Raw genomic sequence first — 15,904 nt, 5'->3', positions numbered from 1 at the left:
TTTGTTAGCCACTGAGCCAGGGAATGCGGTCTGCTGATGATTAAAATTGAAAAAGTAATTAATAAAAATGACCTTAAGGCATTTATCGCTTTTCCGTCATCACTTTATCCCGATGATCCAAACTGGATCCCCCCTTTGTTCATTGAACGCAGCGAGCATTTGTCCAGGAAGAATCCGGGGACGGAGCATATTATCTGGCAGGCGTGGGTGGCAAAAAAAGCGGGGCAGATAGTCGGGCGCATTACCGCGCAAATCGATACCTTGCACCGCGAGCGATACGGCGAAGATACTGGTCATTTCGGTATGATTGACGCCATTGATAATCCGCAGGTTTTTGCCGCTTTATTTGGCGCAGCGGAAGCATGGTTGAAGTCACAAGGCGCGCGCAACATCAGCGGACCTTTCAGTCTGAATATCAATCAGGAAAGCGGATTACTGATTGAGGGTTTCGATACACCGCCATGCGCGATGATGCCGCACGGTAAACCGTGGTATGCCGCACATATTGAACAATTGGGTTATCACAAAGGCATTGATCTACTGGCGTGGTGGATGCAGCGAACCGATCTTACTTTCTCTCCGGCGCTAAAAAAACTGATGGAGCAGGTACGCAAAAAGGTGACCATTCGCTGCATCAATCGCCAGCGGTTTGCCGAAGAAATGCAGGTTCTGCGTGAGATTTTCAACTCTGGCTGGCAGCACAACTGGGGATTTGTGCCGTTTACCGAACATGAGTTCGCGACCATGGGCGATCAGCTTAAGTACCTGGTGCCGGACGATATGATCTACATCGCCGAGATTGATTCTGCACCCTGTGCGTTTATTGTCGGCTTACCGAACATCAACGAAGCGATTGCCGATCTGAATGGATCGCTCTTTCCCTTCGGCTGGGCAAAATTGCTGTGGCGCTTAAAAGTCAGCGGTGTGCGAACTGCGCGAGTGCCGCTGATGGGGGTACATGACGAGTATCAGTTTAGCCGCATCGGCCCGGTGATCGCACTGCTGCTGATTGAAGCATTACGCGATCCGTTTGCTCGCAGGAATATTGATGCGCTGGAGATGTCATGGATCCTCGAAACCAATACAGGCATGAATAACATGCTGGAACGCATTGGGGCGGAGCCGTATAAACGTTACCGGTTGTATGAAAAGCACATTTAATACCAGAACCCATTAAGCGCAGGGGCGGTTCCCTCGCCCCAGGGGAAGAGGGTGAGGGCGAAAACTCGGCTCACATTCCCACCTTGTTCATTTCCAGCGGCACCGCCGAGCGAATCAAGTGGTGGCCTTCCAGCTCGATATCGTGGAGATTCTTTTTTACGGTCATCACGTGATCGCGAGCGGCTCGCTGGGCGACATGCGGCAGCCGCTGCAAAACCGCGTTATAGATCCGCGCATGTTGGCGATCGATCTGTTTCTTCTGCTGTGGTCGATGGTAGAGATTATTCACGCTGGCAAACACCGAATTAAACATCAGGTCGGTCAATGATTGCAGAGTAAACACCAGCACCTGATTGTGGGAAGCCTGACAAATTGCCCGATGAAAAGCGTGATCCAACTGCGCATGTTCGATCAGCGAAATCTCTTTGTTGTTCTCACTGGCGGCGAGCATTTTTTCATAACAGCGAGTGATCAAGACAAAATCAGCCTGGGTTCCCAGCGTTGCCGCCAGCCTTGCCGATTCGCCCTCCAGTAATGCGCGAACATCGAGCAGATCGTACAGCGTTCGCGGTTGCGTACTGAACAGATGGATCAGCGGACTGGTGTCCTGCACCCGATTAAGCCGTGCGACACGAGAATCGCGACCCTGCGCCGTTTCAATAATCCCGCGCCCGCGCAGCACGGTCAGCCCTTCACGCAGTGCGGAGCGTGAGAAGCCGAGCTTTTCACACAGTCGACGTTCCGAGGGAAGCGGCTGTCCGACCTTCAGCACGCCGTCGATAATTAACCGTTCGATACTCTCTGCAACCACTTCGCAAATAGGGCGACGTTCATCTTTCATTCCCGGACCTCGTGCACAGGTAGGACCAATTTTTCTGTTCTTAACTCGCAAAACACGCACATCACGCAAGTGATTATGTTACATCAATTTAACATTAAGTTAACCAAGGCAAGGTCACAGAGCTGGAAAAAAAATGGTCTGACCGGTAGCTAAAGAGATAGACGAAAACGAAAAGCCCGCTTAATAACTGTTCACAGAAGCAGCGCGCAAAAATCAGCTGCCACACAACACAACAAAGCGAAGCCTACTCATGAGCATCTTGTACGAAGAGCGTCTTGATGGCGCTTTACCCGATGTCGACCGCACATCGGTACTGATGGCACTGCGTGAGCATGTCCCTGGACTGGAGATCCTGCATACCGATGAGGAGATCATTCCTTACGAGTGTGACGGGTTGAGCGCGTATCGCACGCGTCCATTACTGGTTGTTCTGCCTAAGCAAATGGAACAGGTGACAGCGATTCTGGCTGTCTGCCACCGCCTGCGTATACCGGTGGTGACCCGTGGTGCAGGCACCGGGCTTTCTGGTGGCGCGCTGCCGCTGGAAAAAGGTGTGTTGTTGGTGATGGCGCGCTTTAAAGAGATCCTCGACATTAACCCCGTTGGTCGCCGCGCGCGTGTGCAGCCGGGCGTGCGTAACCTGGCGATCTCCCAGGCCGTTGCGCCGCATAATCTCTATTACGCGCCGGATCCTTCATCACAAATCGCCTGTACGATTGGCGGCAATGTGGCTGAAAATGCCGGCGGCGTCCACTGCCTGAAATATGGTCTGACCGTACATAACCTGCTGAAAATCGAAGTGCAAACGCTGGACGGCGAGGTGCTGACGCTGGGATCGGACGCGCTGGATTCGCCAGGTTTTGACCTGCTGGCGCTGTTCACCGGATCGGAAGGTATGCTCGGCGTGACCACCGAAGTGACGGTAAAACTGCTGCCAAAGCCCCCCGTGGCGCGCGTGTTGTTAGCCAGCTTTGACTCGGTAGAAAAAGCCGGACTCGCCGTCGGTGACATCATCGCCAATGGCATTATCCCCGGCGGGCTTGAGATGATGGATAACCTGTCGATCCGCGCGGCGGAAGATTTTATTCATGCTGGTTATCCCGTCGATGCCGAAGCGATTTTGTTGTGCGAGCTGGACGGCGTGGAGTCTGACGTTCAGGAAGACTGCGAGCGGGTTAACGACATCTTACTGAAAGCGGGCGCGACTGACGTCCGTCTGGCACAGGACGAAGCGGAGCGTGTGCGTTTCTGGGCCGGTCGCAAAAATGCGTTCCCGGCGGTGGGGCGTATCTCGCCGGATTACTACTGTATGGACGGCACCATTCCGCGCCGTGCGCTGCCTGGCGTACTGGAAGGCATTGCCCGTTTATCGCAGCAATATGATTTACGCGTCGCCAACGTCTTTCATGCCGGAGACGGCAACATGCACCCGTTAATCCTTTTCGATGCCAACGAACCCGGTGAATTTGCCCGTGCGGAAGAGTTGGGTGGGAAGATCCTCGAACTCTGCGTCGAAGTGGGCGGCAGCATCAGTGGGGAACATGGCATCGGACGCGAAAAAATCAATCAAATGTGCGCCCAGTTCAACAGCGATGAAATCACGACCTTCCATGCGGTCAAGGCGGCGTTTGACCCTGATGGTTTGCTGAACCCAGGGAAAAACATTCCCACACTGCACCGCTGCGCTGAATTTGGTGCCATGCACGTGCATCACGGTCATTTACCTTTCCCTGAACTGGAGCGTTTCTGATGCTACGCGAGTGTGATTACAGCCAGGTGCTACTGGAGCAGGTGAATCAGGCGATTAGCGATAAAACGCCGCTGGTAATTCAGGGAAGCAATAGCAAAGCCTTTTTAGGTCGCCCTGTCACCGGGCAAACGCTGGATGTGCGTTGTCATCGCGGCATTGTTAATTACGACCCGACCGAGCTGGTGATAACCGCGCGTGCCGGAACGCCGCTGGTGGCGATTGAAGCGGCGCTGGAGAGCGCCGGGCAAATGCTTCCCTGCGAGCCGCCGCATTATGGTGAAGAAGCCACCTGGGGCGGGATGGTCGCCTGCGGGCTGGCGGGGCCGCGTCGCCCGTGGAGCGGTTCGGTCCGCGATTTTGTCCTCGGCACGCGCATCATTACCGGCGCTGGAAAACATCTGCGTTTTGGTGGCGAAGTGATGAAAAACGTTGCCGGATACGATCTCTCGCGGTTAATGGCCGGAAGCTACGGTTGTCTTGGCGTGCTCACTGAAATCTCAATGAAAGTGTTGCCGCGACCGCGCGCTACCTTGAGCCTGCGGCGGGAAATCAGCCTGCAAGAAGCCATGAGTGAAATCGCCCAGTGGCAACTCCAGCCACTCCCCATTAGCGGCTTATGTTATTTCGACAACGCCTTGTGGCTCCGCCTTGAAGGTGGTGAAGGATCGGTAAAAGCGGCGCGTGAACTGCTGGGTGGCGAAGAGGTCGCTGGTCAGTTCTGGCAGCAATTGCGTGAACAACAACTGCCGTTCTTCTCATTACCGGGCACTTTATGGCGCATTTCCTTACCCACCGATGCACCGATGATGGATTTACCCGGCGAGCAACTGATCGACTGGGGCGGCGCGTTACGCTGGCTGAAATCGACCGCCGATGACAATCAAATCCACCGCATCGCCCGTAACGCTGGCGGTCATGCGACTCGCTTTAGTCCAGGAGATGGTGGCTTTGCCCCGTTGCCAGCCCCTTTATTCCGCTATCACCAGCAGCTTAAACAGCAGCTCGACCCTTGCGGCGTGTTTAACCCCGGTCGCATGTACGCGGAACTTTGAGGAGCAGGCTATGCAAACCCGATTAACCGAAGAGATGCGTCAGAACGCGCGGGCGCTGGAAGCCGACAGCATCCTGCGCGCCTGTGTTCACTGCGGATTTTGTACCGCAACCTGCCCAACCTATCAGCTTCTGGGGGATGAACTGGACGGGCCGCGCGGGCGCATCTATCTGATTAAACAGGTGCTGGAAGGCAACGAAGTTACGCTTAAAACGCAGGAGCATCTCGATCGCTGTCTCACTTGCCGCAACTGTGAAACCACCTGTCCTTCTGGTGTGCGCTATCACACTCTGCTGGATATCGGGCGTGATATTGTCGAGCAGAAAGTGAAACGCCCACTGCCGGAGCGAATGCTGCGCGAAGGATTGCGCCAGGTAGTGCCGCGTCCGGCGGTCTTTCGCGCATTGACGCAGGTAGGGCTGGTGCTGCGACCGTTTTTGCCGGAACAGGTCAGAGCAAAACTGCCTGCCGAAACGGTGAAAGCTAAACCGCGTCCGCCGCTGCGCCATAAGCGTCGGGTTTTAATGCTGGAAGGCTGCGCCCAGCCTACGCTTTCGCCCAACACCAACGCGGCAACTGCGCGAGTGCTGGATCGTCTGGGGATCAGCGTCATGCCAGCTAACGAAGCAGGCTGTTGTGGGGCAGTGGACTATCATCTTAATGCGCAGGAAAAGGGCTTAGCGCGCGCGCGAAATAACATTGATGCCTGGTGGCCTGCGATTGAAGCGGGTGCCGAGGCTATTTTGCAGACTGCCAGCGGCTGTGGCGCGTTCGTCAAAGAGTATGGGCAGATGCTTAAAAACGATGCGCTGTATGCCGATAAAGCGCGTCAGGTCAGTGAACTGGCGGTCGATTTAGTCGAACTGTTGCGCGAGGAACCGCTGGAAAAACTGGCAATTCGCGGCGATAAAAAACTGGCCTTCCACTGCCCGTGTACTCTGCAACATGCGCAAAAGCTGAACGGCGAAGTGGAAAAAGTATTACTGCGCCTGGGATTTACCTTAACCGACGTTCCCGACAGTCATCTGTGCTGCGGGTCGGCGGGAACATATGCGTTAACGCATCCCGATCTGGCGCGCCAGCTACGGGATAACAAAATGAATGCGCTGGAAAGCGGCAAACCGGAAATGATTGTCACCGCCAACATTGGTTGCCAGACGCATCTGGCGAGCGCCGGTCGTACCTCTGTGCGCCACTGGATTGAAATTGTAGAACAAGCCCTTGAAAAGGAATAACAAAATGAAAACTAAAGTCATTCTTAGCCAGCAAATGGCGAGTGCAATTATTGCCGCAGGTCAGGAAGAGGCGCAGAAAAATAACTGGTCTGTTTCCATTGCTGTTGCCGATGACGGCGGTCATCTGCTGGCGTTAAGTCGCATGGATGATTGCGCGCCGATTGCGGCTTACATCTCCCAGGAGAAAGCGCGTACCGCCTCGCTGGGGCGTCGTGAAACTAAGGGCTATGAAGAGATGGTGAACAACGGACGTACCGCGTTCGTGACTGCGCCGTTATTGACGTCGCTGGAAGGCGGCGTACCGGTTGTTGTGGATGGGCAAATTATTGGTGCCGTGGGCGTTTCTGGTTTAACCGGAGCACAGGATGCGCAGGTCGCGAAAGCGGCAGCAGCGGTGTTGGCGAAATAAGCGAAAACGAGGAGATAAATAATGAGTGAAACCATAACCCAGGGCCGTTTACGCATTGACGCCAATTTTAAACGTTTTGTGGATGAAGAAGTTTTGCCGGGCGTGGAACTGGATGCTGCCGCGTTCTGGCGCAATGTTGATGAGATTGTTCACGATCTGGCGCCAGAAAATCGTCAGTTGCTGGTAGAACGCGATCGCATTCAGGCGGCGCTCGACGAGTGGCATCGCAGCAATCCGGGGCCGGTAAAAGACAAAGCGGCCTATAAATCTTTCCTGCGTGAACTGGGCTACCTGGTGCCGCAACCGGAGCACGTGACGGTGGAAACCACGGGCATCGACAGCGAAATCACCAGCCAGGCGGGGCCGCAACTGGTGGTTCCGGCAATGAATGCCCGCTACGCGCTGAACGCGGCGAACGCTCGCTGGGGCTCACTGTACGATGCGCTGTACGGCAGCGACATCATCCCGCAGGAAGGGGCGATGGTCAGTGGCTACGATCCACAGCGCGGCGAACAGGTTATCGCCTGGGTTCGGCGTTTTCTCGACGAATCACTGCCGCTGGAAAATGGTGGCTATCAGGATGCGGTGGCGTTTAGCGTGGTCGATAAACAATTACGCGTCCAGTTGAAAAATGGCGCAGAAACCACGTTACGTACCCCGGCGCAGTTTGTCGGTTACCGTGGCAATGCCGCTGCGCCGTCCTGCATTTTGCTGAAAAATAACGGCCTGCATATTGAGCTGCAAATCGATGCCAACGGGCGGATTGGCAAAGACGATCCGGCGCACATCAACGATGTTATCGTCGAAGCTGCCATCAGTACCATTCTCGACTGCGAAGATTCGGTCGCGGCGGTTGATGCGGAAGATAAAATCCTGCTGTACCGCAACTTGCTGGGCCTGATGCAGGGGACTCTGCAAGAGAAAATGGAGAAAAACGGTCGGCAAATCGTGCGTAAACTGAATGACGATCGTCAGTACACCGCCGCCGATGGCTCTGAAATTTCTCTGCACGGACGCTCGTTGCTGTTTATCCGCAACGTGGGTCATTTGATGACCATTCCTGTGATTTGGGACAGTGAAGGCAATGAAATCCCGGAAGGCATTCTTGATGGCGTCATGACTGGCGCGATTGCCCTCTATGATTTAAAAGTGCAGAAAAACTCGCGCACTGGCAGTGTCTATATTGTGAAACCGAAAATGCACGGTCCGCAGGAAGTGGCGTTCGCCAACAAACTGTTTACCCGCATTGAGACAATGCTCGGCATGGCACCGAATACCCTGAAAATGGGCATTATGGATGAAGAACGCCGAACCTCGCTGAACTTACGTAGCTGTATCGCCCAGGCGCGCAACCGCGTGGCGTTCATCAACACCGGCTTCCTCGACCGTACCGGCGATGAGATGCATTCGGTGATGGAAGCGGGGCCGATGTTGCGTAAAAACCAGATGAAATCGACGCCGTGGATCAAAGCCTACGAGCGCAATAACGTGCTGTCTGGTTTGTTCTGTGGGCTGCGCGGTAAAGCGCAAATCGGTAAAGGCATGTGGGCAATGCCGGATCTGATGGCTGACATGTACAGCCAGAAGGGCGATCAGTTACGTGCCGGGGCAAACACGGCCTGGGTTCCGTCGCCAACTGCCGCTACGCTCCATGCGCTGCACTACCACCAAACCAACGTACAGAGCGTGCAAGCCAACATTGCTCAGACCGAGTTCAATGCTGAATTTGAACCGCTGCTGGACGATCTGCTGACTATTCCGGTCGCTGAAAACGCTAACTGGTCGGCGCAAGAAATCCAACAAGAGCTGGATAACAACGTGCAGGGGATTCTGGGGTACGTGGTGCGTTGGGTGGAGCAGGGGATTGGTTGTTCAAAAGTGCCGGATATTCACAACGTGGCGCTGATGGAAGACCGTGCAACGCTGCGCATCTCCAGCCAGCATATCGCCAATTGGTTACGTCACGGTATTCTGACTAAAGAACAGGTGCAGGCGTCGCTGGAGAATATGGCGAAAGTGGTGGATCAGCAAAACGCTGGCGATCCGGCGTATCGTCCGATGGTGGGGAATTTCGCTAATTCGTGTGCGTTTAAAGCTGCCAGCGATTTAATCTTCCTCGGCGTGAAACAGCCAAACGGTTATACCGAACCGTTATTACACGCCTGGCGTTTACGCGAAAAAGAAAGTCATTAATAGCAATAGCAAAAGCCCCGGCAAGTTTTATTGTCGGGGCTATTATAGTTACTGCGGTAGTACATTTACCCCGGAAATAACCGGAGCGATTATCAGGGTTTAACAATATTAAATACCCGTAGCGCATCACTAGCGGGATTAAAACAACAATATGGACATCTTAACGATACTCTGCGCCTGCGTGTGCGGAACAGAAACCCTTACCCGATATACTTGTTATGCCAGAGGTAGCAATTGCGTTAGCAGCGTGCTGTTGCTGTAAAGTATAACCCCTATATTTTACAGTTCGGTCCTCTTTTGCTTATTACAACCTTAAGTATATCAAGCATATAAAGATAATAAGAGACTGAACAATATGGTTACCTGGACCCAAATGTATATGCCGATGGGAGGACTGGGGCTATCCGCTCTGGTCGCCTTGATCCCGATAATATTCTTCTTCGTTGCACTCGCGGTATTACGTCTGAAAGGACATGTCGCCGGAGCAATAACCCTTATATTATCGATATTGATTGCGATATTCGCCTTTAAAATGCCGATTGATATGGCATTTGCTGCTGCGGGATATGGCTTTATTTATGGCTTATGGCCGATTGCGTGGATTATTGTCGCAGCGGTATTCCTCTATAAATTAACCGTTGCCAGCGGGCAGTTTGATATTATCCGCAGCTCGGTTATCTCCATCACCGACGATCAACGTTTGCAGGTGCTACTGATTGGTTTCTCCTTTGGCGCGCTGCTGGAAGGGGCGGCTGGCTTTGGCGCGCCGGTGGCGATTACGGGGGCGTTGCTGGTGGGGCTGGGCTTCAAACCGTTATATGCGGCGGGGCTGTGCCTGATTGCCAACACTGCGCCGGTAGCGTTTGGTGCATTGGGCGTGCCGATTCTGGTCGCCGGTCAGGTAACGGGAATCGATCCGTTCGACATCGGTGCAATGGCGGGACGTCAGTTGCCGTTCCTGTCAGTTCTTGTACCGTTCTGGCTGGTGGCGATGATGGACGGCTGGAAAGGGGTGAAAGAGACGTGGCCAGCGGCGCTGGTTGCGGGGGGTAGCTTTGCGGTTACTCAGTTCTTTACCTCTAACTATATTGGCCCGGAACTGCCGGATATTACTTCGGCGCTGGTGAGTATCGTCTCACTTTCTTTATTCCTTAAAGTCTGGCGACCGAAAAATACCGAAACGGCAATCAGCATGGGGCAATCCGCAGGTGCGATGGTGGTGAATAAACCGTCTTCTGGCGGTCCCGTGCCTTCAGAATATAGTCTGGGGCAAATCATTCGCGCCTGGTCACCGTTTTTAATCTTAACGGTACTGGTCACCATCTGGACGATGAAGCCATTTAAAGCGTTATTTGCTCCGGGAGGTGCGTTTTATTCGCTGGTGATTAATTTCCAGATCCCTCATTTGCATCAGCAGGTACTGAAAGCGGCGCCCATTGTCGCCCAGCCGACACCGATGGATGCGGTTTTTAAATTCGACCCGCTGTCCGCTGGCGGCACCGCTATTTTTATTGCGGCGATTATCTCTATCTTCATTCTCGGCGTGGGGATCAAGAAAGGCATTGGCGTCTTTGCCGAAACGCTAATTAGCCTGAAGTGGCCGATATTGTCGATTGGCATGGTGCTGGCATTTGCTTTCGTGACCAACTATTCCGGCATGTCTACCACGCTGGCGCTGGTACTGGCTGGCACAGGCGTGATGTTCCCGTTCTTCTCACCGTTCCTTGGCTGGCTGGGGGTATTCCTTACCGGCTCGGACACATCCTCGAATGCCCTGTTTGGTTCACTGCAATCAACCACCGCGCAGCAAATCAACGTCTCTGACACCCTGCTGGTGGCAGCAAACACCAGCGGCGGCGTGACCGGCAAGATGATCTCTCCGCAATCTATCGCCGTGGCCTGCGCCGCGACAGGCATGGTGGGCAGAGAATCTGAACTGTTCCGCTACACCGTGAAGCACAGTCTGATCTTTGCCAGCGTTATTGGCATTATCACGCTGTTGCAGGCGTATGTGTTTACCGGAATGTTAGTTTCGTAAGTCAACAAAGCCGGATGATCGTCAATATCATCCGGCTTCATTCTTTGCTAGTTACATTATTCTGTCTTATTAATTAAAAATCATTTCCTGATTTATTATCTATGCGGCAATAATGTGTTGTGTTCAGATAACACACTAAATAATTAAGCGCGTGAGAACATCTATTTTTTTGTCCCGCAAAACAAGTCTGTATTAATTATGTTCGCTTGATGAGTAAACACCGTGCTATCTGTTGCTTTTGCAATCGCAATCGTTAAAACTATCAACAACTTGAGATAGTCACATTGTGAATAATTGTTACTTTTTTGTTTGTTAAATCTTTTGATAAATACCCCGACTGACATCGTATAGGGGATATTCTTATAAATTTCACCTGTTTTGTTATCAATAATGCAGTTTTCTTAAGAATGGAGGAAATTATTAGAGAAGATAAAGCATAAAACTATTTCCCCAGTTACGAATCTTTTAACTTTATTTTGTCACTTGCGTTATTAATGAATAAGAAATTTAAATATAAGAAATCGCTTTTAGCGGCTATTTTAAGCGCAACCCTGTTAGCCGGTTGTGATGGCGGTGGTTCAGGATCGTCCTCCGATACTCCGCCTGTAGATTCTGGAACAGGGTCTTTGCCGGAAGTGAAACCTGATCCAACACCAAACCCGGAGCCGACGCCGGAGCCTGAACCTACTCCGGACCCGACACCTGATCCAGAGCCAACGCCAGAACCGGAGCCAGAACCTGTTCCGACGAAAACGGGTTATCTGACCCTGGGCGGAAGCCAGCGGGTAATCGGTGCTAAATGTAATGGTGAATCCAGCGACGGCTTTACCTTTACGCCAGGCGACAAAGTCACCTGTGTGGCAGGGAACAACACGACAATTGCCACCTTCGACACTCAGTCAGAAGCTGCGCGTAGCCTGCGTGCGGTTGAAAAAGTGTCGTTTAGCCTTGAGGACGCGCAAGAACTGGCGGAGTCCGACGATAAGAAAAGCAATGCGCTCTCGCTGGTAACCTCCATGAACAGTTGTCCGGCGGATACAGAACAGGTTTGCCTGACGTTCTCCTCGGTGATCGAGAGTAAACGCTTCGACTCGCTGTATAAGCAAATCGATCTGACTCCGGAAGAGTTCAAAAAGCTGGTCAATGAAGAGGTGGAAAATAATGCCGCGACCGATAAGGCGCCATCCACTCATACTTCACCGGTAGTGCCCGTCACGACGCCGGGAACAAAACCGGATCTGAACGCCTCCTTCGTGTCGGCTAACGCGGAACAGTTTTATCAGTATCAACCTACGGAAATCATTCTTTCTGAAGGTCGACTGGTAGATAGCCAGGGGAATGGCGTGGTTGGCGTCAACTACTACACCAATTCTGGCCGTGGTGTAACCGGAGAAAACGGCGAGTTTTCCTTTAGCTGGGGGGAAACCATCTCCTTTGGCATCGACACCTTTGAACTTGGCTCAGTGCGCGGTAACAAGTCGACTATTGCACTGACGGAACTGGGTGATGAAGTTCGCGGCGCGAATATCGATCAGCTGATCCACCGCTATTCGAAAGCCGGACAAAATAATACCCGTGTCGTTCCGGACGATGTGCGCAAGGTCTTTGCTGAATATCCCAACGTGATTAACGAGATTATCAATCTCTCTTTATCCAACGGTGCGACGCTGGGTGAAGGTGATCAAGTTGTTACGCTGCCTAACGAATTTATCGAACAGTTTGAAACGGGTCAGGCCAAAGAGATCGATACTGCAATCTGTGCGAAAACCGACGGTTGTAACTCTCCGCGCTGGTTCTCGCTGACCGCGCGCAGCATTAATGAAGGGCAGATTCAGGGCGTTATCAACAAGCTGTGGGGCGTGGATCAGAGCTACAAATCTGTCAGCAAGTTCCATGTTTTCCATGACTCCACCAACTTCTATGGCAGCACCGGTAATGCACGCGGTCAGGCGGTGGTGAATATCTCCAACGCGGCATTCCCGATTTTGATGGCGCGTAATGATAAAAACTACTGGCTGGCGTTTGGCGAAAAACGCGCCTGGGATAAAAACGAGCTGGCGTACATTACGGAAGCGCCTTCTCTTGTGGTGCCAGAAAACGTCACGCGCGATACCGCGACCTTCAACCTGCCGTTTATTTCGCTGGGGCAAGTCGGTGAGGGCAAACTGATGGTTATCGGTAACCCGCACTACAACAGCATTTTACGTTGCCCGAACGGTTACAGCTGGAACGGGAGCGTTAATAAAGACGGACAGTGTACGCTCGACAGCGATCCGGACGACATGAAGAACTTCATGGAGAACGTACTGCGCTATCTGTCAAATGAACGCTGGCTGCCGGATGCGAAGAGCAGTATGACCGTGGGCACTAACCTGGATACGGTTTATTTCAAAAAAGCGGGTCAGGTATTAGGAAATAGTGCTCCGTTTGCTTTCCATAAGGATTTCGCAGGTATCACGGTTAAACCGTTGACCAGTTATGGCAATCTGAATCCAGATGAAGTTCCTCTGCTGATCCTCAATGGCTTTGAGTATGTGACTCAGTGGTCTGGCGATCCCTATGCAGTGCCTCTGCGTGCAGATACCAGCAAACCGAAGCTGACCCAGCAGGATGTGACGGATCTGATCGCCTATCTGAACAAAGGCGGATCGGTGCTGATCATGGAAAATGTGATGAGCAATCTTAAGGAAGAGAGCGCATCAGGCTTTGTACGTCTGCTTGATGCCGCAGGTCTGTCGATGGCGCTTAACAAATCGGTGGTGAATACCGATCCGCAGGGTTATCCAGACCGCGTGCGCCAGCGTCGAGCGACTGGCATTTGGGTTTATGAACGTTATCCGGTTGTGGAAGGTGAACTGCCGTACACCATTGATTCCCAAACAGGAAAAGTTACCTGGAAATATCAGATTGATAACAAACCTGATAAGAAACCGAAACTGGAAGTTGCCAGCTGGCAGGAAGATGTCGATGGCAAACAGGTCAAACGCTATGCCTTTATCGATGAGGCGGAGTTTAAAACAAAAGAGTCTCTGGAGGCGGCAAAGGCAAAAATCTTTGAGGCGTTTCCTGGATTAAAGGAATGTAAGGACCCGGCATATCACTATGAGGTCAACTGTCTGGAATACCGTCCTGGCACGGGAGTTCCTGTAACGCCAGAGAATAATACTGGCATGTTTGTTCCGCGCTATACGCAACTGAATCTCAGCGCCGACACCGCGAAAGCGATGCTACAGGCAGCGGATTTGGGAACCAACATTCAGCGCCTGTATCAGCACGAGCTTTACTTCCGTACCAATGGTCGCAAAGGTGAGCGTCTGAGCAGCGTCGATCTGGAACGTCTGTACCAGAACATGTCTGTCTGGCTGTGGAACGATACGAAATATCGTTACGAAAGCAACAAGGATGACGAGCTGGGCTTTAAAACGTTCACCGAGTTCCTGAACTGCTATGCCAACAATGCCTATACCGAGGGCACGCAGTGCTCCGCAGAGCTGAAACAATCGCTTGTCGATAACAAGATGATCTACGGTGAAAGTAGCGGCAAAGCGGGCATGATGAACCCGAGCTATCCGCTCAACTATATGGAAAAACCGCTGACGCGTCTGATGCTGGGGCGTTCCTGGTGGGATCTGAACATCAAAGTTGATGTCGAGAAGTATCCGGGAGCAGTATCGGCTGAAGTTGAGAATGTTACTGAAACCATCAGCCTGTACTCGAATCCGACCAAATGGTTTGCGGGTAACATGCAGTCTACTGGTCTGTGGGCTCCGGCTCAGAAAGAGGTCACCATTAAGTCCAATGCGAACGTTCCTGTGACTGTCACCGTGGCGCTGGCTGACGACCTGACCGGGCGTGAGAAGCATGAGGTCGCGCTGAATCGTCCGCCGAGAGTGACTAAAACGTATACTCTGGAGGCTAATGGTACGGTGAAGTTTACGGTTCCTTACGGTGGTCTGATTTATATCAAGGGCGACAGCAAGGAGAATAATAAATCTGCCAGCTTCACCTTTACCGGTGTGGTAAAAGCACCGTTCTATAAAGACGGCGACTGGATAAACGATCTGAAATCTCCTGCGCCGTTGGGCGAGCTGGAGTCAGACTCTTTCGTCTACACCACGCCGAAGAAGAACCTTGAGGCCAGCAATTTCACTGGTGGCGTAGCAGAATTCGCTAAAGATCTGGATACCTTTGCCAGCTCGATGAATGACTTCTACGGTCGTGATGGCGAAAGCGGTAAGCACCGGATGTTTACCTATAAAGCACTGACGGGTCACAAACATCGTTTCACTAACGATGTGCAGATCTCCATTGGTGACGCGCACTCGGGTTATCCGGTGATGAACAGCAGCTTCTCGACGAACAGCACCACGCTGCCGACGACGCCGCTGAACGACTGGCTGATCTGGCATGAAGTAGGGCACAACGCCGCAGAAACGCCGCTGACTGTACCGGGCGCAACTGAAGTAGCGAACAACGTGCTGGCGCTGTACATGCAGGATCGCTATCTCGGCAAGATGAACCGTGTCGCTGAAGATATTACCGTTGCGCCGGAATATCTGAACGAGAGCAACGGTCAGGCATGGGCGCGCGGCGGTGCGGGTGACCGTCTGCTGATGTACGCACAGTTGAAGGAATGGGCAGAGAAAAACTTTGATATCAAGAAATGGTATCCAGAGGGTACTCCTCTGCCAGAGTTCTACAGCGATCGTGAAGGGATGAAAGGCTGGAACCTGTTCCAGTTGATGCATCGTAAAGCGCGCGGCGATGAGGTTGGTAAAACTAAGTTTGGCGAAAAAAATTACTGTGCCGAATCCAACGGTAACGCTGCCGACACGCTGATGCTGTGCGCCTCCTGGGTAGCCCAGACGGATCTTTCGGAGTTCTTTAAGAAATGGAATCCGGGCGCGAATGCTTACCAGCTTCCGGGGGCGAGCGAGATGAGCTTCGAGGGCGGCGTGAGCCAGTCGGCTTACAACACGCTCGCGGCGCTTGGTCTGCCGAAACCGCAGCAAGGGCCGGAAACCATTAACAAGGTTACCGAGCATAAGATGTCAGCCGAGTAAGCCTGTAGGCATGAAATAAGGCGCATCGGGTTAACACATATGCCCGATGCGCCAACTTATCGGAGCTACAGGGAAAGCCGCAATTACTTGCGTTGGCAGATACCTGTAGGCCGGATAAGGCGTTTTACGCCGCATCCGGCAAATTACAACAAACAACCTTTAA

At 52.6% G+C, this 15,904-nt stretch carries 9 protein-coding genes; 8 read left to right on the top strand and 1 reads right to left on the bottom strand.

Translation table 11 applies throughout. From position 1 onward, the window contains the following. The first annotated feature begins 36 nt into the window (after positions 1–36). Positions 37–1,161: a protein YghO gene (yghO, locus tag HEM79_RS13915; protein WP_021551409.1), complete on the top strand. Its 1,125-nt coding sequence runs from the start codon at positions 37–39 to the stop codon at positions 1,159–1,161. 70 nt (positions 1,162–1,231) lie between these two features. Here the strand turns inward: yghO and glcC are convergent, their stop codons facing one another. After that, entirely contained in the window at positions 1,232–2,002 is a 771-nt protein-coding gene (gene glcC / locus HEM79_RS13910; protein ID WP_176241619.1) for a transcriptional regulator GlcC, read from the bottom strand. Positions 2,003–2,252: 250 nt separating this feature from the next. Here glcC and glcD point away from each other — a divergent pair, with 250 nt between their 5' ends. The 7 genes from glcD (at position 2,253) to sslE (ending at position 15,741) form a co-directional block, all read left to right on the top strand. Next, entirely contained in the window at positions 2,253–3,752 is a 1,500-nt protein-coding gene (glcD, locus tag HEM79_RS13905) for a glycolate oxidase subunit GlcD (protein WP_176241620.1), read from the top strand. Further along, positions 3,752–4,804, top strand: coding sequence for a glycolate oxidase subunit GlcE (gene glcE, locus HEM79_RS13900; RefSeq protein ID WP_176241621.1), 1,053 nt, complete (start codon positions 3,752–3,754; stop codon positions 4,802–4,804). The genes glcD and glcE overlap by 1 nt, the downstream gene beginning before the upstream one ends. A gap of 10 nt (positions 4,805–4,814) precedes the next feature. After that, positions 4,815–6,038 carry a glycolate oxidase subunit GlcF gene (gene glcF / locus HEM79_RS13895; protein ID WP_176241622.1) on the top strand — a complete coding sequence of 408 codons (1,224 nt, stop codon included), beginning with the start codon at positions 4,815–4,817 and terminating at the stop codon, positions 6,036–6,038. A 4-nt stretch (positions 6,039–6,042) separates the two neighbouring features. After that, entirely contained in the window at positions 6,043–6,447 is a 405-nt protein-coding gene (locus tag HEM79_RS13890; RefSeq protein ID WP_010355598.1) for a GlcG family protein, read from the top strand. A 21-nt stretch (positions 6,448–6,468) separates the two neighbouring features. Further along, positions 6,469–8,640: a malate synthase G gene (gene glcB / locus HEM79_RS13885; protein ID WP_176241623.1), complete on the top strand. Its 2,172-nt coding sequence runs from the start codon at positions 6,469–6,471 to the stop codon at positions 8,638–8,640. 355 nt (positions 8,641–8,995) lie between these two features. Beyond that, positions 8,996–10,678, top strand: coding sequence for a glycolate permease GlcA (glcA, locus tag HEM79_RS13880; RefSeq protein WP_000259282.1), 1,683 nt, complete (start codon positions 8,996–8,998; stop codon positions 10,676–10,678). Positions 10,679–11,172: 494 nt separating this feature from the next. Next, positions 11,173–15,741 carry a lipoprotein metalloprotease SslE gene (gene sslE, locus HEM79_RS13875; RefSeq protein ID WP_176241624.1) on the top strand — a complete coding sequence of 1,523 codons (4,569 nt, stop codon included), beginning with the start codon at positions 11,173–11,175 and terminating at the stop codon, positions 15,739–15,741. Positions 15,742–15,904: the final 163 nt, after the last annotated feature.

The sequence above is a fragment of the Escherichia sp. 93.0816 genome, from assembly GCF_013368855.2.
Lineage (GTDB): Bacteria > Pseudomonadota > Gammaproteobacteria > Enterobacterales > Enterobacteriaceae > Escherichia > Escherichia ruysiae.
The sequence above is the reverse complement of the archived record's forward strand: the minus strand, read 5'-3'. Positions and strand labels throughout refer to the sequence as shown.